The 24,166-nt window shown below is 36.7% G+C and carries 24 protein-coding genes; 9 read left to right on the plus strand and 15 right to left on the minus strand.

Annotated features, from left to right (window positions below; all coding sequences use genetic code 11):
* The 7 genes from ABIQ28_RS00745 to ABIQ28_RS00775 form a co-directional block, all read right to left on the minus strand.
* A partial coding sequence (locus ABIQ28_RS00745) for a histidine phosphatase family protein (RefSeq protein WP_348034836.1) occupies positions 1 to 208 on the minus strand: 208 nt, incomplete at its 3' end.
* Positions 209 to 352: 144 nt separating this feature from the next.
* Positions 353 to 1,396 (minus strand): AI-2E family transporter, encoded by a 1,044-nt coding sequence (locus ABIQ28_RS00750; protein WP_348034837.1) that lies wholly within the window; start codon positions 1,394 to 1,396, stop codon positions 353 to 355.
* A 95-nt stretch (positions 1,397 to 1,491) separates the two neighbouring features.
* Positions 1,492 to 2,412 (minus strand): mechanosensitive ion channel domain-containing protein, encoded by a 921-nt coding sequence (locus ABIQ28_RS00755; protein ID WP_348034838.1) that lies wholly within the window; start codon positions 2,410 to 2,412, stop codon positions 1,492 to 1,494.
* Positions 2,413 to 2,459: 47 nt separating this feature from the next.
* Positions 2,460 to 3,314 carry a carbonic anhydrase family protein gene (locus tag ABIQ28_RS00760; RefSeq protein WP_348034839.1) on the minus strand — a complete coding sequence of 285 codons (855 nt, stop codon included), beginning with the start codon at positions 3,312 to 3,314 and terminating at the stop codon, positions 2,460 to 2,462.
* Between the two features lie 195 nt (positions 3,315 to 3,509).
* The gene (locus ABIQ28_RS00765) at positions 3,510 to 3,677 is read right to left on the minus strand and encodes a hypothetical protein (RefSeq protein WP_348034840.1); all 168 of its coding nucleotides are present in this window, start codon (positions 3,675 to 3,677) and stop codon (positions 3,510 to 3,512) included.
* Between the two features lie 608 nt (positions 3,678 to 4,285).
* Positions 4,286 to 4,468, minus strand: a complete 183-nt coding sequence (locus tag ABIQ28_RS00770; protein ID WP_348034841.1) for a hypothetical protein — start codon at positions 4,466 to 4,468, stop codon at positions 4,286 to 4,288.
* 15 nt (positions 4,469 to 4,483) lie between these two features.
* Positions 4,484 to 4,873, minus strand: a complete 390-nt coding sequence (locus ABIQ28_RS00775) for an STAS/SEC14 domain-containing protein (protein ID WP_348034842.1) — start codon at positions 4,871 to 4,873, stop codon at positions 4,484 to 4,486.
* 208 nt (positions 4,874 to 5,081) lie between these two features.
* On the opposite strand from ABIQ28_RS00775, the gene ABIQ28_RS00780 reads away from it, so the two are divergent.
* From ABIQ28_RS00780 to ABIQ28_RS00815, 8 genes are all read left to right on the plus strand, one after another.
* Positions 5,082 to 5,324, plus strand: coding sequence for a hypothetical protein (locus tag ABIQ28_RS00780; protein WP_348034843.1), 243 nt, complete (start codon positions 5,082 to 5,084; stop codon positions 5,322 to 5,324).
* A 318-nt stretch (positions 5,325 to 5,642) separates the two neighbouring features.
* Positions 5,643 to 6,308 carry a hypothetical protein gene (locus ABIQ28_RS00785; RefSeq protein ID WP_348034844.1) on the plus strand — a complete coding sequence of 222 codons (666 nt, stop codon included), beginning with the start codon at positions 5,643 to 5,645 and terminating at the stop codon, positions 6,306 to 6,308.
* A 718-nt stretch (positions 6,309 to 7,026) separates the two neighbouring features.
* Positions 7,027 to 8,055: a DUF6600 domain-containing protein gene (locus tag ABIQ28_RS00790; RefSeq protein WP_348034845.1), complete on the plus strand. Its 1,029-nt coding sequence runs from the start codon at positions 7,027 to 7,029 to the stop codon at positions 8,053 to 8,055.
* Between the two features lie 49 nt (positions 8,056 to 8,104).
* Positions 8,105 to 8,650 carry a YceI family protein gene (locus ABIQ28_RS00795; protein ID WP_348034846.1) on the plus strand — a complete coding sequence of 182 codons (546 nt, stop codon included), beginning with the start codon at positions 8,105 to 8,107 and terminating at the stop codon, positions 8,648 to 8,650.
* Positions 8,651 to 8,782: 132 nt separating this feature from the next.
* Positions 8,783 to 9,217, plus strand: coding sequence for a hypothetical protein (locus ABIQ28_RS00800; protein ID WP_348034847.1), 435 nt, complete (start codon positions 8,783 to 8,785; stop codon positions 9,215 to 9,217).
* Between the two features lie 19 nt (positions 9,218 to 9,236).
* Positions 9,237 to 9,695, plus strand: coding sequence for a hypothetical protein (locus ABIQ28_RS00805; RefSeq protein ID WP_348034848.1), 459 nt, complete (start codon positions 9,237 to 9,239; stop codon positions 9,693 to 9,695).
* A 356-nt stretch (positions 9,696 to 10,051) separates the two neighbouring features.
* Positions 10,052 to 10,783, plus strand: a complete 732-nt coding sequence (locus ABIQ28_RS00810; protein ID WP_348034849.1) for an MBL fold metallo-hydrolase — start codon at positions 10,052 to 10,054, stop codon at positions 10,781 to 10,783.
* Between the two features lie 242 nt (positions 10,784 to 11,025).
* A complete protein-coding gene (locus ABIQ28_RS00815) occupies positions 11,026 to 11,388 on the plus strand; it encodes a hypothetical protein (RefSeq protein WP_348034850.1) in 363 nt (120 codons plus the stop codon).
* Positions 11,389 to 11,642: 254 nt separating this feature from the next.
* Here the strand turns inward: ABIQ28_RS00815 and rapA are convergent, their stop codons facing one another.
* From rapA to ABIQ28_RS00855, 8 genes are all read right to left on the minus strand, one after another.
* Positions 11,643 to 14,471, minus strand: a complete 2,829-nt coding sequence (gene rapA, locus ABIQ28_RS00820; RefSeq protein WP_348034851.1) for an RNA polymerase-associated protein RapA — start codon at positions 14,469 to 14,471, stop codon at positions 11,643 to 11,645.
* A gap of 246 nt (positions 14,472 to 14,717) precedes the next feature.
* Positions 14,718 to 15,437 (minus strand): DsbA family oxidoreductase, encoded by a 720-nt coding sequence (locus ABIQ28_RS00825; RefSeq protein ID WP_348034852.1) that lies wholly within the window; start codon positions 15,435 to 15,437, stop codon positions 14,718 to 14,720.
* A gap of 734 nt (positions 15,438 to 16,171) precedes the next feature.
* Positions 16,172 to 16,840, minus strand: coding sequence for an RNA pseudouridine synthase (locus tag ABIQ28_RS00830; RefSeq protein WP_348034853.1), 669 nt, complete (start codon positions 16,838 to 16,840; stop codon positions 16,172 to 16,174).
* 293 nt (positions 16,841 to 17,133) lie between these two features.
* The gene (locus ABIQ28_RS00835) at positions 17,134 to 17,697 is read right to left on the minus strand and encodes a DinB family protein (protein WP_348034854.1); all 564 of its coding nucleotides are present in this window, start codon (positions 17,695 to 17,697) and stop codon (positions 17,134 to 17,136) included.
* A gap of 78 nt (positions 17,698 to 17,775) precedes the next feature.
* Entirely contained in the window at positions 17,776 to 17,967 is a 192-nt protein-coding gene (locus tag ABIQ28_RS00840; protein ID WP_348034855.1) for a hypothetical protein, read from the minus strand.
* A gap of 210 nt (positions 17,968 to 18,177) precedes the next feature.
* Entirely contained in the window at positions 18,178 to 18,462 is a 285-nt protein-coding gene (locus tag ABIQ28_RS00845; RefSeq protein ID WP_348034856.1) for an addiction module antidote protein, read from the minus strand.
* A 3-nt stretch (positions 18,463 to 18,465) separates the two neighbouring features.
* Positions 18,466 to 18,765 carry a type II toxin-antitoxin system RelE/ParE family toxin gene (locus tag ABIQ28_RS00850; RefSeq protein ID WP_348034857.1) on the minus strand — a complete coding sequence of 100 codons (300 nt, stop codon included), beginning with the start codon at positions 18,763 to 18,765 and terminating at the stop codon, positions 18,466 to 18,468.
* 408 nt (positions 18,766 to 19,173) lie between these two features.
* A complete protein-coding gene (locus tag ABIQ28_RS00855) occupies positions 19,174 to 21,216 on the minus strand; it encodes a BCCT family transporter (RefSeq protein WP_348034858.1) in 2,043 nt (680 codons plus the stop codon).
* A 1,205-nt stretch (positions 21,217 to 22,421) separates the two neighbouring features.
* On the opposite strand from ABIQ28_RS00855, the gene ABIQ28_RS00860 reads away from it, so the two are divergent.
* Entirely contained in the window at positions 22,422 to 24,089 is a 1,668-nt protein-coding gene (locus tag ABIQ28_RS00860; protein ID WP_348034859.1) for a formate--tetrahydrofolate ligase, read from the plus strand.
* Positions 24,090 to 24,166: the final 77 nt, after the last annotated feature.

Genomic DNA, 24,166 nt, shown 5'->3' on the forward strand with positions numbered 1-24,166 from the left:
CCAAAACGATCCATTGGCTGCGGATGGCGCGTTTTAAATAGGACGAAAAACAGATATCAATGTTTATGTGTTGTTCTTTCAAGAGTTGCCCGACTAATTTTGCTTCTATAATACCTTGAGGAGCCAGTTCAACGTTAGTCCATCCTGTAAAAATATTATTCAGGTTCCAAATGCTTTGGCCGTGCCTTAACAATAATAGCTTTCTCATGGTTTCATTTTTAATAATGACATTTGTGTTTGGATTTTATTCCGCTATGCGCCAAACAAAGACCAATAACAGATGCTTTTACAGTCATCATTTCAGTGTTCTTTGCCTTTAATCAAAAGATTAATTTGGTTTTTTAATTAGATCTCATGAAGTTTTAGACTCTTGCTTTTCTGGACTTTTAGAGTTTCGTCCATATTGCTGAGTGTACAAATCAACCAAAAGAATCACGAGACTCAAAAGTAACGGACCGAATATCAATCCTAAAAAACCGAATAGCGGGAGGCCAATAAGTACACCAAATACGGTAATGAGAGGATGGACATCGCCGAGTTTTTTCAAGGCTAGAACCCTTATGGCATAGTCAGTTGCACCAACCACGACCAGGCTGTATATTAAGATGCCCCAGGCTTGAAAGTTATCGCCATTGTTAAGAGAAATCAAAAATATAGGAATGAACCCTATAAACCCACCTACCATCGGTATTACCGAAGCTACTGAAACAATAGCAGCCCAGAAAAATGGATGCTCTATCCCAAAAATAAAGAAGCCTATTAGTGAAACAATTCCTTGGCCAACTGCAACAAGGGGAATGCCGATAGCGTTGGATCGAACTTTAGAGGTAACTTCCTTGCCAATAATGTTGATGTGCTCGTTTTTAAATGGCGAAAATTGGATCAGTGTTGCGTTAAATGCTTTATACTGCGTTAACATGAAGTACAGGGCAAAATACATGACACCAATGGAAATTAAGACACTAAGCGAGTTTCCAGCCAAACCTTTAATACCTTCTGTGATAGTGGTAGAAAGTTGGGACGTGTCCATTACAGAGGATGGATCAATACCTAAGTGGTTTCCCCAAAGGGTCAATTTTTGTTCTATGATTTGGAAGTATTTGTGATAATTTTTAAAGCCAGTAACGACCTTTGGCCACAACATAAGAATCACCGCTGTAAAAGGTAAAATAATGCAAAGAAAGGAGCAAAGCATCAGCGTCAATGCTGCAAGGCTTGGCCACCATTTTCTTTCAAGCATTTTTTTCATGATTCCTATTAACAAAATATAAAGTGTGATCGCACCTAAAACTCCTGTGAGAAATGGGATCATTTTTACAAATATCAGTCCTCCTAAAAGCATTAAAAGAGCTATGAAAAATAATTGCCTTAAAAGCGAAGGGGGAATGGTTTTCATGGTGGTACGTTTTTCTACATAATTTCTATGCTAAGCTTTTTTTGAAAGAAATTCGAACATCTTAAAATTCATCTTTTGATTATTAAAAGTTTCACTTAATCTTTCGTTTTCTCTTCGTTATTAGTAGCAGGCGCGGCATTTAATTGGGAGTTATTTATATCAATTTTGATAGGTTTGGAGGCCTCATAGTATTTTAATGCGGTAATATTTGCTGGAAGATTATAGCCGTGGCTTTCTAAAAAGATTTTTGTTTTGGTAATTATTCTACCGCGAACCTCCAGCATATGGCGCATAAAATCTTTGGTTTCTACCCATATATAAACGCGAAGATTCACGGTGCTTGAGGCTATTTCATCTTCTGTCACAAAATTGACATGCTTATCATCATGAACGAGTTCCATATCTTGGTCAAGACATTGCTGTATGAGCTTTTTGGCTTCTGTGGCATCATTTTCAAAAGCAATACCCAATACAAAATCAGTTCTGAAAAAACCGTTTTGGGTATAATTGTATACGGGCTTGGTCAAAACGTCAGAGTTGGGGATGTAAACGTCCTTACCGTCAAAGGTGGCAATGCGGGTATAGCGAAATTCCATTTCAATCACTTTCCCAAACACATCCTCAATTTGTACCGTATCTGCAATATTAAAAGGTCGGTTAAAAGCAAGGATAATACCCGCTAAAAAATTTTGTGCAATGTCCTTAAAAGCGAACCCAATAATTACGGCAGAAGCACCAGCAGTCGCAAAAATCGCTTTGGATATCCCACTCAATCCTGCAATATTGAGGACGACCATAAAAATAATGACGAGCAGTACAATTTTAATGGATTTAGCCAGAAAGCCGCCCAGCAATTTATCGCGGGCTTTTGATTGTATTCTTTTTTTTAATCGATCGGAAATCCAGTTTGCTATCAGTATTCCAATCACAAATATGAGTATGGCCAGCGTTAGCCTTGGCAAGAGTTCCAACAAGTCGTGGTAATAGTTATCTAACTTTGTTATAACCTCATTCATGATATCATCTTATTATTTAACTTTTATTTTGAAGTCGCAATTTTTGGTTAATGACTTGTGTGTGCCACGCGTCCATTAAGAGGTTGTACATTTCGATAGTTGTTTAAGGGCATTGAGGACTGAAGATGGTTGAGTTGATCATTAGAAATGGCGGTTTGGTTTTTGAAAACAATCCATTGTACACCTTCTGAACATGGCGGTGTTGTGAACGATCCTTTATAGGAATAGTAGGCTCTGTCATCTGGTAATAGTGATGTGACATCAAAAGGAATGTCTAAAGGGATGGTTATATTTTTTTCAATTGGCAAATGACTTTCAAGAGTTTTCAATGGTGTATTTACTTTTCCTTCTTCAGATAAAACACCAATAATTAAAATTTTTCCTTTGTCATTTTGATGTAAGAAATCGGTTTCAATGGGGAAACGAATACCATTTATAGTATGTTCTGAAGCCTCATGAAAGTAGAATTTTAGCAGGTGATAGGTTTCGCCATTATAAATAACAGTATTACCAAGTTCAAAATTAAACTGAATGGACCGCCCATTATTGGTAATATCACGGATTTTGGTTTTTTTAGAATACTGAAACTGAAGAGCGCTGAGCGTATTATCAGATTTGACATCACGACTTATGATGTTAATTGGCGATTGCGCCATCCCACCACAATCTGAATCTATTAAAAATTCCGCCCAATGTGATGGTCCTGTTTCGCCATCATAGCTCCATTGTTCAGTGTCGTCCTCATGGATGAGTTCATCCGCTTCAAGTCGGTCATTTAGGACGTCTCTTTTTTGGATTTCAATCATTTCATTGCCAGTATCAATAGCATTGGTGCTTTTATTTTTGCAAGCAACAATGAACAGTAACAATAGCAAACTAAAAGCTGTGTATTTGAATTTCATAATCGAAAAGCTTTTATAGTATTGATGTATATGTTTTAGAGCTTGTGTACCAGTAGTTATGTAGGCGAGAAATTGGATCCATTTTGAAAGATGGAACCAATTTAATAACGACTTAATTTTTATGCACGTTGAAATAAAAACTATCAAACGTTTTAAGTTTGATAGTTTTGGGACTTAAAAGGTTAAACCTAGTTTTCACATCAAAGCCTCAACATCTATAACGGTTTGCTCTAAATTTGTTTTGGCTTCTTTCAATTTTCTGGAATTACGGCTATCTTTATGGTCGTAAACCTCAATTGAGAAATTTCTGTGACGGTCATGTAGCTGTGCTAACTGATTGCGTTCATCTGGATGATGTCTCATAATATCAGATTTAAATTAAATTTGCTTTTTAGTTATAAATTGATAGGCCTTATCGATTTCTGAAATGTCAAAATATTTTTCCTCTCTACCTTTTGATTTGTTCTTAAAAATAAATTATCAATTGTGATCAGGGCTTCCATAAACTTAAAAATCCAACCTAGGCGAGATGTTCCAAGCTTTTTGACATTGTAAATTTAGCTATATTTTCATCTTTAAAATAATACTAAAGTAGCATTAGGCATTATATTTTTTTTCCAACTACAACCCAAACTTTGATACAGATTAACTACGACAACCAGTTTTTGCTTTTTTTTTGATCCGTTCAAAATTATACTGAAATTGAAATTCTGCCTGTTCTATGTCTGGTCAGTTGGTCAATGACTGTACTGAAATTTAGACATCTAAAAGGATACTGAGTTTTTGTGCTTCAATTAAATCTTTATCTAAATAACCTGACGAATAGATTACTTAAATTGTTAAGGACCGAGCATACTATCAGTTTTGGCATCACGACTTATGATGTTAATTGGCGATTGCGCCATTCCTGTACAATAAGATACTATCAAACTTTTAAAGTTTGATAGTGTTTTAGGACTTAAAAGGATCAATTAAATACCCAATCTTTTCATCAAAGCTTCGACTTCCCTAGCAGTTTGCTCAAGGTTTTTTCGTGCTTCCTTCAATTTCTTGGTATCGGTATCATCTTTGTGGTCGTAAACTTCAATTGAAAAATTTTTGTGACGATCATGTAGCAGGGCTATTTGATTGCGTTCGTCTGGATGATGTTTCATAATATTTGATTTAAATTAAATGTTCTTTTTATTTATAAATTGATAGGCTTTATCGATTTCTGAAATGTCAAAATATTTTTCCTCTCTCCCTTTTGATTTGTTCTTGAAAAACATATTATCCACTGGAATAAGAACTTCCATTAACTTGGAATTTCCAACATAGGCGAGATGTCCCAGTTTGTCCATTTTTTTGATCACAAAGACCATTTCTTCAAAAAACGACTTGAATTCCGTTTTTGTGACTTTATATTCGTCGAATTTTATGAGGATGTTTATGCTGTCATAGCCTTCGTCGAGTTTTTTGTTGAACATTTTTTTGAAGAATTTCTCATCGGTTTCTGTAAAACCATCAATAACTGTAAAAGCTAGTGTGTTGTTTTCAAATGTTTTAAGCTGTTCTATCATTATTGAAAGGTATTTGTCATATTAAATTTAGTCATCCTTAAATTGTGTCAATGTTACTTAAGTAGCACTAATGATCATTTCTTTATTTACAGAAATTTTCAAATACACCTCTTTTTGAAAACAAAATAAGCCTATTCCTGCCTTTTAGGAAATTCATGAAGAGGCTTGCTTTCTATTTTTTATTGCGATTTTATTAATAACAATTTCTTTGGGGCTGGGAACTTGGGGTTATCATTATTTTGGTAAACTTGCTTGGATAGATTCCTTTTATAATGCCTCACTCATTTTAGCAGGAATGGGGCCGGTGGATGTATTGAAAACAGACACGGCCAAGTTATTTGCGTCTTTTTACGCCCTTTTCAGTGGGATAGCATTTTTAAGTACTGCCGTGATCATTTTTTACACCTATTGCACACCGACTTTTACATATTTTCCATCTAAAGGATTATAAATAGTTTATTGGCTCCATAATACATAGTCAGAATTCATGTAATTTATGATGGATTATCTGATAGTATTGCTTTAGAAATTTTTTCTTTCAAACGGTAATAAAACTGATTCCTCATAAAATTGAATGCTAATATAAAAGCACTTCCAACACGATAAAAGCATGTGATGTTTTGTTTAAAAATGGAATGCCATCTATGGTGTGATTTTCCCAATGAAAGGATACAATCATATTTTATAAATAACTGCTACTTAAGTAGCAGTCAAAGAGTGAGCTTGAAAATAACTTTAACTTGTTGATATTTATAAAAGCAAAATTACCATGAAAACAATAACACTGATTTTAGCATTTTTGGCCTTCTCAATGGGTTGGTCACAAGATTTACCAACAGCGGTCACAAACTCGTTTAATAAACTGTTTCCTACATCTGTGATTTCGTCTTGGACAGACAATAGTTTCTATAATTATGAAGAGGATTGGGATGACGATATCTATTACAATGATTTCGATTATGATGGTTTTGAAGATGGATTTTATAGTGACTATGATGGTTTTTATGATAGAGGCTTTGGTAGAAGCTATGATGGCTATTATGAAGGTGGATACGGTTGGAGGTTTCCTTATTATGGCGGTTATGGATATGAATATAATGTACCTGTTGATTATGTTATAGAAACAAAGGTAGCTCCTACTTATTACCAATTGTCTTTTACAAAAGATGATATCAAGATGACAGGTATTTTCAAACCAGATGGTACTTTTATAATGGCCAAAGGACGTATAAGAACCCTGCCAAGTAAAGTGAGTTCAGCGGTAATGGCGCAATTTAAAGGCAAAACAATCAGGTTTGGAGGTGCTAAGGAGCTTATCATTGTACCCGCAAATAATATTCCAGTTTACCGATTTAAAGTAGACGTTAAGCACGCCAAAAACCACATCATGAAAGTGGATGGCAACGGCAAAATCGTTTCAGATACTGTAAGGTAAAAGTTTATTGTTCACTTGAAAAAAGTGGCTCTGTTGGAGGCACTTTTTCATAATTATTTTTCACCATGTCACGGAAGACGAAAATTATCATCACCGTTATTCTTATTATCATTGCACTAATGGTGGCTGATCATCTCTATGCACAAACGTCCTCTTATTTTGAAAATACACTTTTTTTGAACGATTTTATATAAGCCTGTTTTTAAATAGGTGAAGAAATTGGATTGATATAGAATTTGTCATTGGATAGCCTAGAGTCTGCTTTTTTATTGAAAATCCAATCTCGAGCTGGGAATGAAAAAGCAGTTTTCGAATCAAGAGGATAGGTGCACTTAAAGTGTTTTTTCCCGCATAAAAAGCATAAAAACTAGATCCGATTGAAGCGCTTCACTATAAATTCAAAACACCCCGAGTTAAAGTTCAGGGTAATTTATGAATGGCATTAAAATAATCACTAAGATCTTTCAGAAAATTTCAGTGAGTAGTATGAGCTAAAAGCAACCTGTTAATGTTGGTTGACGCGTTTTTGTTTTGACCTTTTGACATCAGTTTTCCTGATTGAAATCTGGCTATAGGTCTTCATAAGGACCAGTTTTTTCTAAATAATCTTCAATTGTGCTACCTAAGTAGCATTACTTGTTTTATGTGAAATGTACTTTTACTAAGGTTTCTTTTTGGAGATCATTTATTCCTAGGACATAAACTTAAAACGGAAAAAATGAAATGGAATTTTAAAATAAACACAACGCTAATGGTGGTGTTTATAATGTTGTTTAGCATTTCAACAGTAGAGTCACTAAGCTTTGAACAGCAGGAGGATGTAACAATTACCTATCAAGATTTTTACGACGGACTTTCCCCTTATGGCACCTGGATCGAATATCCGGGCTATGGTCATGTATGGAACCCAAACGTTGGAGGTGATTTTAGACCGTATTTAACTAATGGCTATTGGGATTACACTAATGAAGGATGGATGTGGAATTCCAATTATAATTGGGGTTGGGCACCCTTCCATTACGGCAGGTGGATGAATGACAGTGCTTACGGCTGGTTATGGGTACCGGGATACGAGTGGTCCCCAGCTTGGGTAACTTGGGGAGATGTTGATGATTATTACGCTTGGGCACCAATAACGCCATTTGTGAATGTGGGTATCAGTTTTAGCTCTTATCGTCCTGGCAGCATTTATTGGAATGTGGTCGGTAGAAATCATATTTATGACCGCAATATCAATAACCGCGCCCTGCCACGTACAGAGATAAATAACTATGTAAACAAAATCACGATTATCAATAATTATAATAGAACACCAAATCATAATCATTATTACTCACGAGGCCCAGAAGTAAAGGATGTTGAAAGATATACCAAACAAAACATTAGGCCAGTGGCTATTCAAAACTCAAAAAGATTTGATCAGGTCTCAAGAAATGAAAAAACCTCTCGCGTGTACCGGCCAATTGTACAGCATGAGCAACCAAGAACTTACAGACGTATCGCAACTCCAATGGTTCAACCAAACGAAGCAACTTCACGAGAAGCACAATCCAGAGAAGCACAATCCAGAGAAGCACAATCCAGAGAAGCCCAATCAAGAGAAGCTACTATCAACCATGCGCAACAGGAACAAAGAGTCCGCGCGTTGCCAGAATTCAGAGCACCTCAAAACACCTTTAGATCGGGAGAACGTGTACAAAGAGCACCTAGTTCTAGAGCGCCAAGTTCTAACAGAAGACGAAATTAAATGCTAAGACAAGGACATGCCAATGGTTTACATATAATATTTTATAAAGATGAAAAATTCAACAGGTTTCAGAGTTTTATGGTTAATGGCGGGAATGTTCTTTATAACCAACATTGCCTTATGTCAACAAGAGGTTTCAAATGAAATTTCTTATAAAGTTGATTTTGGGCCCGTGTATCCGATTGAAGGAACAAGCAGTTCCATAACAGGAAAAGCTGCCCTAAATGACAAGACCGGTGCGTTTGAACAATTAAGCTTTGATGTGGATGTCAACACTTTTATTGGCATAAATTCAGGCTATTTAGGATGGATTAGCAATAGTTGGAAAAATCCAGATATGAAATTTACCAGCACATCCATTGCCAAAAAAGGAAATGACCTCATGGTGGACGGCCGACTTGAATTTAGGCGAAGAACATCTTTCGTCCAAGTTAGGATGACTCAAAAGACCATTGGGACTACTATCGTTTTATCGGGAGATTTCACGTTAAATACCAGTGATTTTTTTATCATAGCACCGCATCGCGATTTGGTGCCCACTTGGATTCCTTTCAAAGTGACTTTAGTTTTTGACAGCGTGAAGTTAAAAGAATGATTAGTTGTCATTTAATCCACTACTGAAAAGAAAGTCCTGTTAGATATGTACTGAAATACCAAAAAAAAATATAACAAGATATTTCAAGTCTCGAAAATAGAACCCTATTTGAACCGATTAAAAAATTGCCCTATGAATGAGGATGTAGATAATCTCTTGAAAGAAAAACTTGAAACCATGTATTTCCAGACCAAAGAATGGATAGAGGATATGGAATTTTATGAAATAGAATTTAATTTTTTAAACACCCTAATCTCAGATAGAATAGATACAACGACCACAGAGGATTTAGACCATAAGAATTTGTTTCGAAAAATGGATTTACTGCTTTTTAAGTTGTCTGATGAAGTTATATTTCAATTGAAAGAACATCTCAAAACACTATCTCATCTTTTGGATCCCATTGACCTATCTAATAATGATGAATGTGCAAAAGAACACAGTCGACTTTTAGATAAAATGACGCAAATTAAAATAGGTGTAAAAAAACTTAAAAAAGCCTTGTTCAAATACCTCAAAAATCATCCGTTCAAATTTGATTTAGATCGTTTTATAAAGGATTTGTAAAATTTTAAACCAATTAAAAATGAAAATCAAGCTGTTTTTTGTATTAGTCGTTTTTATGATTACACATTCAAATTCCCAAAACGACTATGATGTCCTTGAGCAAAACCTGCCTTATAATAAGTTAGCCACAAGTTTTACCATTAATGTGGTAGGCGCTGGCGAAAGTTTGGCTATGTATACTTGGCAGAAATTTATTGAAAAGCATAAAGGAACCACCTATGTGATTTCCTATGGCGAAGGAGATATTGAGTTGGAAAGTGAACACGTTGCATTTCCCTTATTGAATGATCAATTAGTGACCATACATTCAAGATTTTCGCCCAATCATACCGAAACAGGGGTAATGATGACCATTTGGATTCAATTGAGTGATGGTACGTATTACTCCACCAAATCGGACCCAGAATCTGGTAAGAAAATCAAAAATTGGCTGCTCGCTTTTCATCAGGAATTGAAGCAGTTAAATCGTACACACTAAAGTTATACTAATGTTAGCGGCAAGGCTGGCGGACTTCAAAGCGACATCATTAAAAATAAAACAATGATTAATAATTAAAAATTATTGATGTCCGGTTAAAAATTTCGTCGTCCTTCAAAAGAAAATACTGATAAAGGATTTTAAACGTTTTGTTCGTTAATGTCATCATTTTTCATTTTTGGGAAATGCTACCCAAATACTAATTTCCTGGTAATTATAAATTTATAAAATCGAGGTTTTAAGTGTTTTGCGGTTTGTGTCTTGATTCTTGGTTCTAACAGCGAAGCGGCGGTTACTGAGCTTGTCGAAGTGTCTTGATTCTTTTCCCGGACAATACTGATTAAAAAGATAATGCCATGATTAAAGTTTCAGAAATAGCCCCAGATGTATATCGAATTTCCGTATTCGTGCCAGAAATTAATTTACAGTTTAATCATTTTTTAATTAAGGATGATGAACCTATGCTCTATCACGCTGGAATGAGACAAATGTTTCCTGCAGTCCTGGAAGCTGTGAGCAAAATCATTTCTCCATCTCTGCTTAGGTGGATTGGGTTTAGTCATTTTGAGGTAGATGAATGCGGAGCACTTAATGAATGGTTGCAAGTAGCCCCAAATGCTAAAGCTGTATGCAGTGAAGCAGGTGCAATTGTCAATATGAAGGACTTCGCAATAAGGCCGGCCTATGCAATGGCAGGGAATGCTGTTCTAAATACAGGAAAATATAATTACCGTTTTATTAGAACTCCTCACTTACCTCACGGTTGGGATGCAGGCGTAATGTTCGAAGAGACAAATAAAACTTTGTTGTGCTCAGACTTATTCCATCAAAATGGAAATGTAGCTGATATTACCGATAAGGACATTTTAGGTTCACATAAGAATTCGATGATTGAATTTGAACAAGGACCTTTAATGGAATATACACCTTATACCCATCATACCGCAAAACTACTTTATTCATTGGCAGACCTTAAACCAAAAACACTTGCAGTAATGCATGGCTCCTCATTCTATGGTGATTGCAGTCAGGCATTAATAGATCTTAATTTTGTAATGAAAGAGATTTGGGGGAATGAGGATAAGTAGAAATAAATCAATTGATCAAAGCTTTTACAAAAGCCCAGTCGCTAACTAAATGTATTTGAACATTGCGGGGTGCAGTTTAAATTTCTATTTTAGTTTTCAAACAATGTTTTCTTATGTTTTACAGTTTACTTTTTCAAAGCCCGCAACGTCACATACACAAACGTTAGCGGTCATTGTAAAATTACACCTTGGAGTATCAATAGACAGAATTTCGCTCATGGAACAACTTAAATAAAATGATTATGCCAGAATTAGCAGTATCAGAATATGAGATTTTATTAATCTATAATCCCAACAGCCCAACAGGTTCGCAAACTTTAAGTTATGCCAAAGGCGAAGGCTATCCTTTGCGCGATGTGGATGTTCTTCAACATCAATTTACAGGAACACAACTAGAGGAATTGGCCGATCGGCTGAACGTCAATATCGATGGTTTGGTGAACAAGGATCATCCAGATTTTAAAAACTATAAGGACAACGATTTCTCCGATGATGATTGGATCAAGATTTTGTGTAAAAACCCGCAACTCATCAAAGAGCCGATAGCCATCCGCGGGCATCAAGCGATGTTTGTAAAAACACCCAGTGATTTGTCACGGCTTTAGAATCGAACGCTCATCAACTATTTTCCAGTATTTGATTAATTCGAAAGTAGAGGTAACTTATTATTAGGATTTAGTGGTCTTAAAATTGTTGACACAAATTACACGAATTTTCACAAATTCATTCGCCTAAGTGTACCGTTTGGCTAAAGCTCTTTACTTTTGTTGTTTTTTCTGACCCCCAGCTGAAGCAAGGGGGTATTCAAAATTCAATGAAATTCTACAATGGCAAAAGACTTTCAGTCTATTTTAAAAAATCATTCTTTCCGAATCAATTGCAAGGCATCTAAACGTACACGTGCATTTTTTATGAGTGTTTCTAAGATCGCACGTTCTTCAATGGCCAACTCAATCTCTTCGGTTCTGATGTCTTTGTTTTTTGTTTTCAAAGTTTTAAGCCGTTCAATTTCATGATCGAGTTTGAGTGTCATCTGTTGTAAACCCTTTGCAATTTCTTTTTCTCCCAGTTCTTTTGCGATTTTTGATGCTGATGAAATCATATTTGGTAAAATGATATTTGCTAAAGTGTCATTTTCTAATAAGGCATCGATATTGCTTGGCATTAAATTTTTGTTGAGCATGTCAACCGAATAGCGGTCAGTCACTTCTTTTCCGGTATGATCTACGATAATCCGAAGTGGCGTATGCGGAAGAAAACGGTCGATATCAATACTTTGTTTGCCCGATGTTTCCAACACATAAATCAATTCCAATAGCAGGGCAGGAGAACCGGTGCCTCGAATAACGCCATTGCTGGCACTTCCCATGCTTGAGCTGAGCACCATGTCAATTGCCCCTGTGGTCATGGGATGATCCCAACTCAAGAAACTCACGTCTTCTCGGCTCAACGCTCGTTTTCTGTCGAAGGTCACTTGGATGCCTTCTTGCGGAATGGAGGGGAAAACCTCCGAATTGAAAGAAGCCGGATGCAATAAATAAGTTCGAGCCGCAAGGTCTTCCATCTCCACATTAAAATGGTCAAATACTTCGGTTAAATAATTTTCAAGCGTGGTATCTTTATCTTCGGCTTGAATTTGTTGAATCAATTTTTTAGAGACTTTCGGTCGGAAGGAATTCATCTCCAATAATCGATCACGTCCTTCGGCAAGATCTTTCTTAAGTTTATTTTGAAAGTTTATTGTTTCGGTAATCAATATTTCGAGTTCGGAATTGGCCTCTTCAAAAGAAGATGTTTTAGCAATATCCAATAAGCGGTCACTAAACAATTTAGAAATTAAGTTGCCACCTTCGAGGTTGGTATTAAAGGCATTCAACCCTTCATGATACCATCTTACAAGCAGGCTCTGTGGACTGGCAACAAGATATGGCATATGAATGTGGATGTCTTTTTTCTGTCCGATACGGTCCAAACGCCCGATGCGTTGCTCTAATAATTCGGGATGAAAAGGCACGTCAAATAGTACGAGATGGTGTGCAAATTGAAAATTTCGACCTTCACTTCCTATTTCTGAGCAGAGGAGAATTTGTGCACTATCATGTTCGGCAAACCAAGCGGCGTTTCTATCGCGTTGTACGAGTGTGAGGTCTTCATGAAAAACGCCAACATTCATGTTGATGGCTTTACTTATGGCCGATTCCAAAGCCAAAACTTTTTCTTTAGAAGTACAAATAAGTAAGATTTTCTCAGGATAGATGTCCTCCATTTTATTTAAAACCCACGCCACGCGAGGATCTTTATCAAAGTCAAATTCCTGTTCTGCTTTTATTTCTGAAGCCAGTTCCATATCCGAATTAAACTCATCCGTAACACGCTCCATCCAAAGACTGTGATTTTCTTCAACTTCAATCGGAATGACATTAGCGATGCGTTTAGGAAATCCGCTCATCGCCAAGCGCGTATTTCGAAATAAAACACGACCTGGTCCATGTTGGTCGAGCAAATCTTCAATAAGATTATGCTTTGCGAGGTCATTGTTTTTAGCTAATGCAGCAATTCGGTCTTTCGGAAATAGAGCTTCTAATTGCTTTTTATCCTTCGGTTTTAAATCTTCTCCTGAAGATAGCTTTTCAACCAACGTAGCAATGTCTTTAGTGCCTTCAGATTCTTTTATAAAATCATTGTAATTATGATAGCGGATAGGATCGAGTAATCGCAATCGCGCAAAATGACTTTCTACACCTAATTGTTCCGGCGTCGCAGTAAGCAACAGCAATCCTTTGGCCACTTGGCTCAATAATTCAACAATAGCATACTCCGGACTTACTTTATCAACGGACCATTCCAGATGATGTGCTTCGTCAACTACAAGCATGTCCCAATCGGCAGAAATGGCTTGTTGCGCGCGTTTTTGCGAACCGGCCAAAAACTCAGTACTGCAAATAATAAGCTGATTATCTAAAAATGGATTGCCATCGGGCGCGCTTTCTTCCAAAGAAACACAACGCTCTTCATCAAAAATATTAAACCACAAGTTGAATTTTCGCAATACCTCCACAAACCACTGATGTACGAGCGATTCAGGAACAAGAATAAGCACCCTTGAAATACGTCCCGTGACCAATAAACGATGCAAAATCAAACAAGCTTCAATGGTTTTACCAAGTCCAACTTGGTCTGATAACAAAACACGCGGGGCAAATCGTGAACTTACTTCATGAGCAATATAAAGTTGATGTGGAATTAAATCAATTTTACCACCCACAAAGCCATGAACCGGAGATGTCCGTCTGTTATAATTGTGATAAAGCGTTTCTCTACGCAATGCGAAGAGTTCAGGTGAGTCTACATCGCCCATAAAAAGACGATCATCCACGTTATGGGTTATGGTTCCACCAGCAATTTCCGATTCGTGCAGCTTTCGGTCGCTTCCATAATATACGTAAAGTCCATCTACGACTTTCACGTGTTCAATGAGCATGGATTGTCCTTGTTGATCGACAATGGAATCTCCAGATTTAAAAATTGTTCGGCGTAAAGGCGCACTTTCTGTGGCATACAGTCGCGTTTCGTCTGCTACGGGAAAATACATCTGTATTTTTCCTTTGGTTACTTCTGTGACGATGCCTAGTCCAAGTTCAGGTTCTCCAGAACTGGTATATCTTTGATCAGGAAAAAATTCTCCCATATAGTATGTTTCTTGTTTAGTTGAATGCCGAAATTCTAAGCGGCAAAGTTACTTCATTTTAAAAGAAGGAACGTTTCGATTTAGGAATAGCTTAGAGTTTTAGCTCAGGGCAAGCATGAATAACTCTGAGCTTTAGGTCGGAGAGTCATGGTATAGAAGTAAAGTAGGCCTCAACCAAATGCTGCCTAAAAGAGGTGTTTGGTTAAAGCCTTTTGTCTTTTTCTGTCTCCCAGTTTAAGCTGAGAATTATTCGCAAATGCCATCTGGCGTACAACTTTGTCCTTGCGTAATATCTAGTTTAGTTACAGGGTTTTTTTCTCTCCATTCTGAAAAGGATTTCTCCAGGCTTTCCAAAAATGCCTGTGGTGGTTGTGCGCCTGATACCGCATATTTTCGATCCAGTACAAAAAACGGAACGCCCTGAACCCCTATTTGCTGAGCTTCCTGAACATCGTGATTTACTTGAGCAGCATATTTTTCATCTGTAAAAGCGGTTTTAATTTCGGTTTCATCCAAGCCGATGTCTTTGCCTATTTGAGTTAAAGTATCTAAATCGGCTATGTTTTTTGCTTCTGTAAAAAAAGCATGAAATAAATATTCTTCCGCCTGGTCTCCCAAACCTTTGGTTTTGGAAAATTGGATAAACTTATGAGCGTTTAATGAATTCACGATGACCGATTTATCTAAATAGTAGTCCAATCCAACTTTTTTGGCTGTTTGGGTCACATTGTTTAACATACCTTTTACTTGCTCAGCAGTCATTCCTTTGCGTTTCACAAGATATTGCTGGTAATCTTCCGTTACTGATTCAGGAAAAGCAGGATCTAATTGGTAGCTTTTCCAGATGATTTCGATATGATTTTTATGTGGAAATTGTTCAAGAGCGGTTTCAAGATTCCGCTTTCCAATATAGCAAAACGGACACATGACATCACTCCAAATTTCTATTTTCATTTTGTTTTTCATTATTTTTTTATTTACTGAATTTATATTTTCTTCTTGTAGATTATTGCTATTTGGTCGAGCTATGGCTAGGTTCATTACTTTGGATATCGAAAATCTTAATAAACCAGTTATAAAATTCACATTAGTGCAGAAACGACTTTGCATAAAGTTTACAAAATTGGCTGCTCAACTGTAGAGAGGTAAATGCTCACTTAAGAAAATCCTGCTACGTTTTGAGGTGTAGCAGGATTTTATAAGTAACACAAACCAATAAATTGCACACGGTGTTAGTGTGGAGTTTGTCAGAGTACCGTTCAGCTTATTTAGACTTCTTTAGTCTCTTTTCTGCCTTTTTTTATTTTGGAGTTTTAGCAGCTTCTTTTTTAACGGCCTTTTTTGCGTCTTGACTTTTTGCCATGATATTTTCTTTTAAAGATTTATTCATTCAAATTTAAGGATAAATATCACAGGTTGCAGTTGCTTTATGATCGGTTGTGATTAAAAAGGGAATTTATGGTTATGCCTTCAAAAACATTTCTTTTTTAATCTTAAATATGAGTCGATTGAATCGGTTTTTATTGGCTAAAATTTTTTGACACCAATTACACGGATTTTCACGAATGGAATCGTCCTCTGAATGTTCAGACGGAAATTATTTACTATAAATTTCACGAATACAACAGACTTTCAATCTGTTTTAAAAAAACAGTCAAATGTAGGTGTGGTTGATTTCATAATTTGCACACCTCTTAAATTTAGATATTCTTGAATTCCCAAAAAGCGTTTTTTGGCAGTGGCGCCTCAAAGGTTTTTAATTCTTTCGAACCTGGGATTTCATAGGTTAATTTCCAGGCATGAAGACAAATGGAAAGTGGGAAATAATCTTGATCGGAGCCGTATTTTTCATCGCCAATAATAGGGAGTCCAATATTTGATAATTGCGCTCGTATTTGATGAAATCGGCCCGTGGTTGGTTTGACTTCCAAAAGATAACCAAACTCATTTTGGTCAATAACTTGATAGGAGAGTCGACAGTCCTGAGCGTCTTTTAATTTTGTTGGGAGGATTTCCGCTCTTTTTTCGGGATTATTTTTTACAAGAAAATTGATTAAAGAGCCTTTGTTTTTTGGCGGCCTATGAGATACAATTGCCAAGTAGGTTTTTTGAACTTTCCGGCTGCTAAAGAGATTGTTTAATTCTACTAAAATGCTTTTTTTCTTTGCAAAAATCAATAAGCCACTGGTCACGCGGTCTAATCGATGTGCTACGCCAACATAGGGTTTTCGAGTGTTTTTTAAGAGGTGTTCAAAAACTTGATCCTCCACCGTGTTTTTTTCAAAAGGACTTTTTTCGCTAATAAGTCCTGCCTTTTTGTTGACGACAATATAATCGTTGTTTTCATGTATTACTTGAAGGGGCGTCATTAGTGGTGTTTATTTTTAAACTTTAGAATGGGATTGTAATGGCAAAGAAACTCCGTTATGATCTATTTATCCAAGTTTAAGTCATTTAAATTAATTATGGCCAGGAAACCTGACAGCTTCTAAAAGTTTAGACACGAATTTCATGAATTTTCACGGACTTATTCGTACTCTGAGAAAGCAGACTCAAATTTTTTAGCATAAATCTCAAGAATACCAGACTTTCAGTCTGTTTTAAAATCCCCGTCAGAACATTTGTCGGGCTGGTATGGCACTTTAGTTAATAGTGATTTAATTTAAGAACGTTCTACTGTGCTATTTGCTTGCACTAAATGACGTTCATTGTGATAGACAATGACTCTAAAAGTATCTCCAAGTTTTAATTTAATCAAATTTGTGATACTTCTTGCTGTTTTGGTTTTGTTCAAATCGATGTTCCTTGATTTATCCAATAAGTTCAATAATTGTTCTTGTTGCGAGATAAAACGCGCGATTGTTGTTTTATTCCAGGTACTACCTGATGGGTTTTTATCCTTAAACGTCTTCATTTTATTCAGCTTCTCCTTTGGCAACATACTTTTCGCGAAATAATTACCTAAAACTCCAGATTTGAAGTTCTTTTTTGAAGTTGCTTTTGAACTTTCGATTTTCTTATTGATTTCTGGAATATAGAAATCGCCATATAAATTCAAATGTTCCAAACACTCCAAAATACTCCAATTGTTTGGTCGAGCTTTCCAATTAAGATTTATGGTTGAAAGCGTACTAAAATATTCAGCTTGGTTGATGTTTAACCGCGTTCTTTCGATCAAGTCCTGTATTAATTTTTCCGATGCTATGGTCATTGTTTTTTTTCTCAAAAATCGGTGTTATTCTTTGCGAAAACATTGATTTGGATTAAGATTTTTTGATTCTCGACAATGTTTCAGGCGTCATTCTCAATTAGGAGGCAATGTATTTTTGGGGATTTCTTGGAATAATTGTGGACTTCTTGCCAAAACTCTTTGATATCTTTCTAAAGGCGAAGAAGTCACAATATCGCGTTCTCTTTCCATATGTTGAAATATCAACTCTTCAAGTATGATATGCCGGATTTTTATGTTTTCTTCTGAATTTGATATGAAATCCATAAAAGTTGTTTTTTATGACTATTAAAGTAATCTTTTTGATTGCTTAGATATATAAATCTGATGATTTTTCACTTATAAATGAATCCAAGGATGCAATAAAGTTTTCTTTATAGCCAAACCTGATTGTGTTTTCCTCAAATTCGTCCAAAACATAAATCCTGCATCTCGAAGTTTTTGCACAATAAAAAATTTATTTATGCTTTTGTTTTTTTAGATAGACTTTGGGGTCACTTGGATTTGTCCTCCAATGGCTTTTAGAACTTTCATTATCGTCGCAAATTGAGGTTTGGATCCTTCCGATAATGCTTTGTATAAACTCGGTCTGCTCAATCCAGTTTCCTCCGATATTTTTGTCATTCCTATCGCTTTTGCAATATGTCCGATGGCATTAATTATATCTGCATGATTTCCTTCTTCTAAAACGGTATTGAGATACTCTGCAATCATTTCTTTACTATCCAAATAATCTGCAATGTCAAATTTTGAGGTTTCCATTTTCTATTTATTTAATTTTCTCCAAATTTCTTTGGCTTTTGTAATGTCTTTTTGTTGAGTGGATTTATCGCCACCAATAAGTAAAATAATAATCTTTCCATCTTGTTCTTTGAAGTAAACTCTATAACCTTTCGCGAAATTTATTCGCATTTCCTGAATGCCGTCGCCAACAGGTTTGCAGTCTCCAAAATGTCCGTCGTTTTCTATTTTCTGAATTCTAAACAGGATTTTGGCTTTGGCCATGAGGTCTTTAAGCTTTCTTAGCCATTTGTCAAATTCAGTTGTTTTCTCGATAAAGAACATAATTACTGTATCTACTTGGAGACAAATTTACGTTATTTTATTGAGTAAGTTAAGTAATGTTTGAGTTTTATTAGAATGGTTTTGAAGATTTTATTTTGTCAGATTGACTTTGGAATCGATCGGTTTAACTGGTCTTAAATTTATAAGACTACTTTGTGTTAAGCACTAGATCACTTCTATTCAACTTTTAATTCAATTGACAATCTAAATGCAATGGCAATTAAGTCTAAATTCGATTAACGAATATTTTTTAAGAACGTCTTCAAAAAGGAATTTAAGCCACAATAACCTTATAAGCAGAGCAGCTGCCGTAAGTCGTGCTAAGACTAAACTGGTTGTCAGCGTTGCTGTCTGGGAATATTATTATAAGAAAGAGCGTTAATTTTAGCGTTCTTTAATTTTATACACCTAGTTTTTAAGCTTTTGTTTCACCTTTTGGAGTTTTTTGAGGTGGCGGTTACGACTTATAAACATCACGTTCTTTTCTTCTGAAGTTAACTTTAAGTACCGTTCATAATGCTTCAAAACATCTGTTATTAATTCGTTTTTAGTAAAATAGAGGACACTGTACCCTTGTCGGTTATCCCCAAAATAGGAAAGAGGGAAAAAGGATTTATCGCTATTCGCATCCGGCAGGTTTTCTTCGTTTAGAAAATAGTCGGGCAAATTCCGTGATTCGGTTCTTACCCCATAAATGAAGTTATTTAAGACGTCATAATGTATTTCCAATTCTATTCTATTCGGTTTTTGATAGGTGTTGATTTGGGAAGTGATCTCATATTTTGATAAAACCGCTTTCATTTCTTCAAAAGCCATTTTTACCGTGGTATTGATAAAATTATCAATGGCGGGCCTGTTTTTAAAAGTGACTATTTGATTCAACTTATCCTCCCACGTATCCGACGACCATAAATCGGTTGTTGCCGAAAAGTCCCGATCGTAATATTTATAATCAATGCGCAAGGCCTTCACCAAGCTTACAATAAACAGGATCATAATAACCGAGAACGGCAAGGCCGTAATTAGTGTCATGCTTTGCAAGGCGTCCAAACCACCGGCATTTAAGAGCACAAGGGAAATGATCGCCAATAAAACGCCCCAAAGCGCGATTTGCAGTTTAGAGGATTTGGACGAGTTCTTCGTGGCAATGCTATCCATAACCAGGATCCCTGAATCGGCAGAGGTGACAAAGAAGATGATAATGATGAATATGACTAAAAAACTGGTTATTCCAGAGAGTGGCAGGTATTCTAAAAACCGGAACATTAGGACATCCGGATTACCGGCGATGCTGCTCAAGGTGCCATCGGCTATGGTACGGTCGGCCCACATTGCACTGTTCCCAAATACGGTCATCCAAATAAAATTGAACATCGTAGGTATGATAAGCACGGCCGCTACAAAACCTCTAATGGTACGGCCTTGGGATATTTTCGCAATAAACAAACCGACATAAGGCGCCCAGGAAATCCACCATGCCCAATACAAGATCGTCCAGTCATAAAACCAGGGCAATTCATCTGTTTTGTACGAATGAGTGTTAAAGGTCAATTCTATAAAGCTACTGATATAATTCCCTAAGCCTTCGGTGAAACTCCCAATAAGCAGGGTGGTAGGCCCCACGGCAATTACAAATATCAATAGGAAAATGACCGCCACAATATTAATGCCGCTCAATATTTTTATGCCCTTGCTAACGCCTGTCACTGCAGATAGAATAGAGGCGGCAACCAAAACGGCAACAATGATGATTTGGTACGAGAAACTTGTATCGGGAAAAATATTCATATTGACCAACCCTGAATTTATTTGCACCACTCCAAATCCTAAAGTGGTTGTAATCCCAAATACCGTACTGCAAAGGGCAAATATATCAATGACATTTCCCCAAACGCCATGTATGCGTTCTTTAAGCAACGGATAGAAGCAACTTCTCAAAGAGAGCGGCAGCTTATAGCGGTAGGTAAAATATGATAAAGATAAACCCACAATGCCATATATAGCCCAAGCGTGGATGCCCCAATGAAAAAAGGTGTAGAGCTGTGCATTCTTGGCACGACTAATCGGGTCTAAATCGGCAAAAATTGGGTTGCTGTAATGCTGCATAGGTTCTGCCACGCTGAAATACATAAGCCCAATCCCCATACCCGCGGCAAAGAGCATGGAAATCCAGGAGAAATAAGAATGCTGGGGTTTGCTATCATTATTACCGAGCTTGATATTACCGTATTTGCTCAAGATCAAATAAAACATAAAGAACACAAAAATGGTGACCGACCATACATAGACCCAGTTGAGGTTAACGAAGATAAAATGCTTTATCTGATCTAGGACAGCTCCTGTTTGTTCGGGAAACAGGGCGGCTAAAAAAGAGGTGACTACAATGAAAATCAAACTAGGAACTGTGATGCCCCTGTTTAATGTCGATTTATTGGTGCGTATTTCTGCCATGACACTCTTTTTAATGATTATATAAATGAGATCCTATTTAAATCAATGACGGTAGGGGTAGGCCACAAAAAGCCACTTTCACAACAGAGGCGTAAAGCTGCCTATTATATGGTCTGTTTTATTAATATAAAGCTTGCCCATTTAAACGGGTTTGAACTAAGGAGCCCGAAGGATTAAGCTTTTTGATGACCCATAGTCAGTCATCATCCTAGCGCTAAAGTCCAAAGGCTTTTCTGCGGTTCAGTTTTTAATGATCCTTTAAGCCACAGGTTTTTCAAATGGGTGCCCAAAAAAAAAGTCGTTCCATAATTGGGACGACTTATATATAGGACGTTTGCATAGGTTGGCCTTTTCTTGATTGATCTGCCAACCAGATTGGTTGCATTCCTTTTTCCTCAAAAACCACGTTTGCTCGGTTCATTTTTGAATGGTTTATTCAATACACTAATTTAAAAAGATTTTTTAACAATACGGTCAATAAGTATTAAATTCGTCACTGCTTTTTTTGGAGGGTGGAAGGAGCGGGCAGGCGCTTATGATCTTGTGTGGCGGCGACTAAGAGGACTTTTATCGCCCTATATAAATCAGTGAATTAGGTAAGTATAAGCATCACGCTGATAACTGGAATAAAAAATTTAAAACCAACTTGGTATCGCTATTAATCAATGTGTTTCCAGTTAATTATTTGATTTAAGCTGTCCGGAATTTAGCTAAAACTCCAAGATAATAAATAAAACAGCCATAAAAAAGGGCTTAATTACGTTCGGTTTTTATGGATTTATGGGGTTGTTCAAAGGTTACCGGTGTTTAAACTCCACAATCGAAAGGCAAACCGAACTCCGAGGGACTTCCGATCATCATGTAGCGAAGCGGGTCAACCATGTAGGTCAGCGGATTAAAAGAGGCGATCACTTTTAACTAATTGGGCATAATTTGAGTTGATAATGTCCTGAAATTCTTGTTATGCTCTTCAAATAATTTTTATAATCGATTCCGTTTTGGTTTAAGTTCTTTTTTGACGTAAATACTTGTCTTTTTAAAGCTGCAAAGAGAGAAGGTTTCGAATATTTCTTTCTTAAAGGGGGCAATGGATTGGACGCTTCAATTCTACAAATAAAGTCAGTCCAGTAGAAAAGGATGACATTAATTATACAATTTCAGGAATCTAAACTTTACCTTTATTCCACTTTTAAAATATTAATCTTATGACAGAAATACAAATTGCACAAAGCGTTACGCCTAAGCATATTAAAGAAATAGCGGCAAAATTGGCAATTCCTGAGGAGAAATTGGAGTACTACGGTAACGACAAAGCAAAACTTCCTTTAGATATTATTGATGAAGAAAAAATAAAAAACAACAAGCTCATCTTAGTGACGGCAATTACACCTACGCCTTCTGGTGAAGGAAAAACCACCACGTCCATTGGATTGGTTGATGCGCTCAATATTTTAGAAAAGAAAGCTGCAGTGGTCATCCGAGAACCTAGTTTAGGACCTGTTTTTGGTATGAAAGGTGGCGCAGCTGGTGGCGGGTGGAGTCAGGTTATTCCTATGGTTGACATAAATCTACATTTTACGGGCGATTTTCACGCCATTGAAAAAGCGAATAACTTACTTTCGGCGCTCATCGAAAATAACATTCAAAGTAAAACGAGAAGTCTGGGTATCGATCCTAGAACCGTCGTTTGGAAACGCTGTATGGATATGAACGATCGCGGCTTGCGGAATATCCTTGCCGCACTTGGTGGAAAGGCTGGCGGTGTTCCTCGGGAAACAGGTTTTAATATTACGGCAGCTTCTGAGATTATGGCGATTTTGTGTTTAGCAACCGATTTAGAAGATCTAAAAGAAAAATGCGGGAATATTTATGTGGGGGACACTTGGGAAGGAGCGCCTGTTTTTGCCAAAGATTTAAATGCCAATGGTGCCATGGCAGTTTTATTAAAAGATGCCATAAAACCTAACTTGGTTCAAACATTGGAAGGAAATCCGGCCATTATCCACGGCGGCCCTTTCGCCAATATCGCACAAGGAACGAATTCTATCGTAGCAACAAAAATGGGGATGACCCTAAGTGATTATACCATCACTGAAGCCGGATTCGGATCTGATTTAGGTGCGGAAAAATTCCTGAATATCAAGTGTCGTACGGCTGGAATTTCTCCTAAAACTATTGTTTTGGTGGCTACCATTAGAGCCTTAAAATACCACGGAGGAAAATCCTTAAAAGAGATTACGCAAGAAGATGTAGAAGCACTTCAAAAGGGAATTCCCAATTTGGAGAGGCATATTGCGAGTCTGAAAAGTTTTGGAATTCCTATCGTAGTTTCGATAAACGCCTTCAAATCCGATACGGAAGCTGAAATACAAGTCGTAAAAGACCAATGTGAAAAATTGGGCATTCCTGTAGCATTAAGCTTTGGTTGGGAAAAGGGAGGGAAAGGCTGTTTGGATCTTGCTGAAAAAGTCATTACGGCAGCGGAATCGTGTACGAACCAATATCATCCTACCTATGACCTTGATGACAATGTGTACATCAAAATGAAAAAGATTTGCCAAACTATTTATGGTGGAGAAAACATTGTTTTAAGTGAACTTGCAAAATCACAATTACGTAAATATGAGGAAATGGGCTATGGAAATTTACCAGTCTGTATGGCAAAAACAGAAAAGAGTTTTAGTGACGATCAAAAGCGATTGGGCCGTCCGGAGCAGTTTGATATACATATTAGGGAGTTTGAATTAGCAGCAGGCGCCGGGTTTATAATCCCGATTGCGGGCAATATGTTGCGTATGCCTGGATTACCTGCGACTCCTGCAGCCGAGAAAATCACGATTGACAAGAATGGTACAATTGAAGGCTTGTTTTAAATGCTGAGCCAATTAATTGATTTATTGATAAAGTTTTGGTTTAAGTGTTTTAGTTTAAAGTGTTTTTAGTTGAGTTC

Source organism: Gelidibacter sp., from assembly GCF_039916245.1.
Taxonomy (GTDB): Bacteria; Bacteroidota; Bacteroidia; order Flavobacteriales; family Flavobacteriaceae; genus Gelidibacter.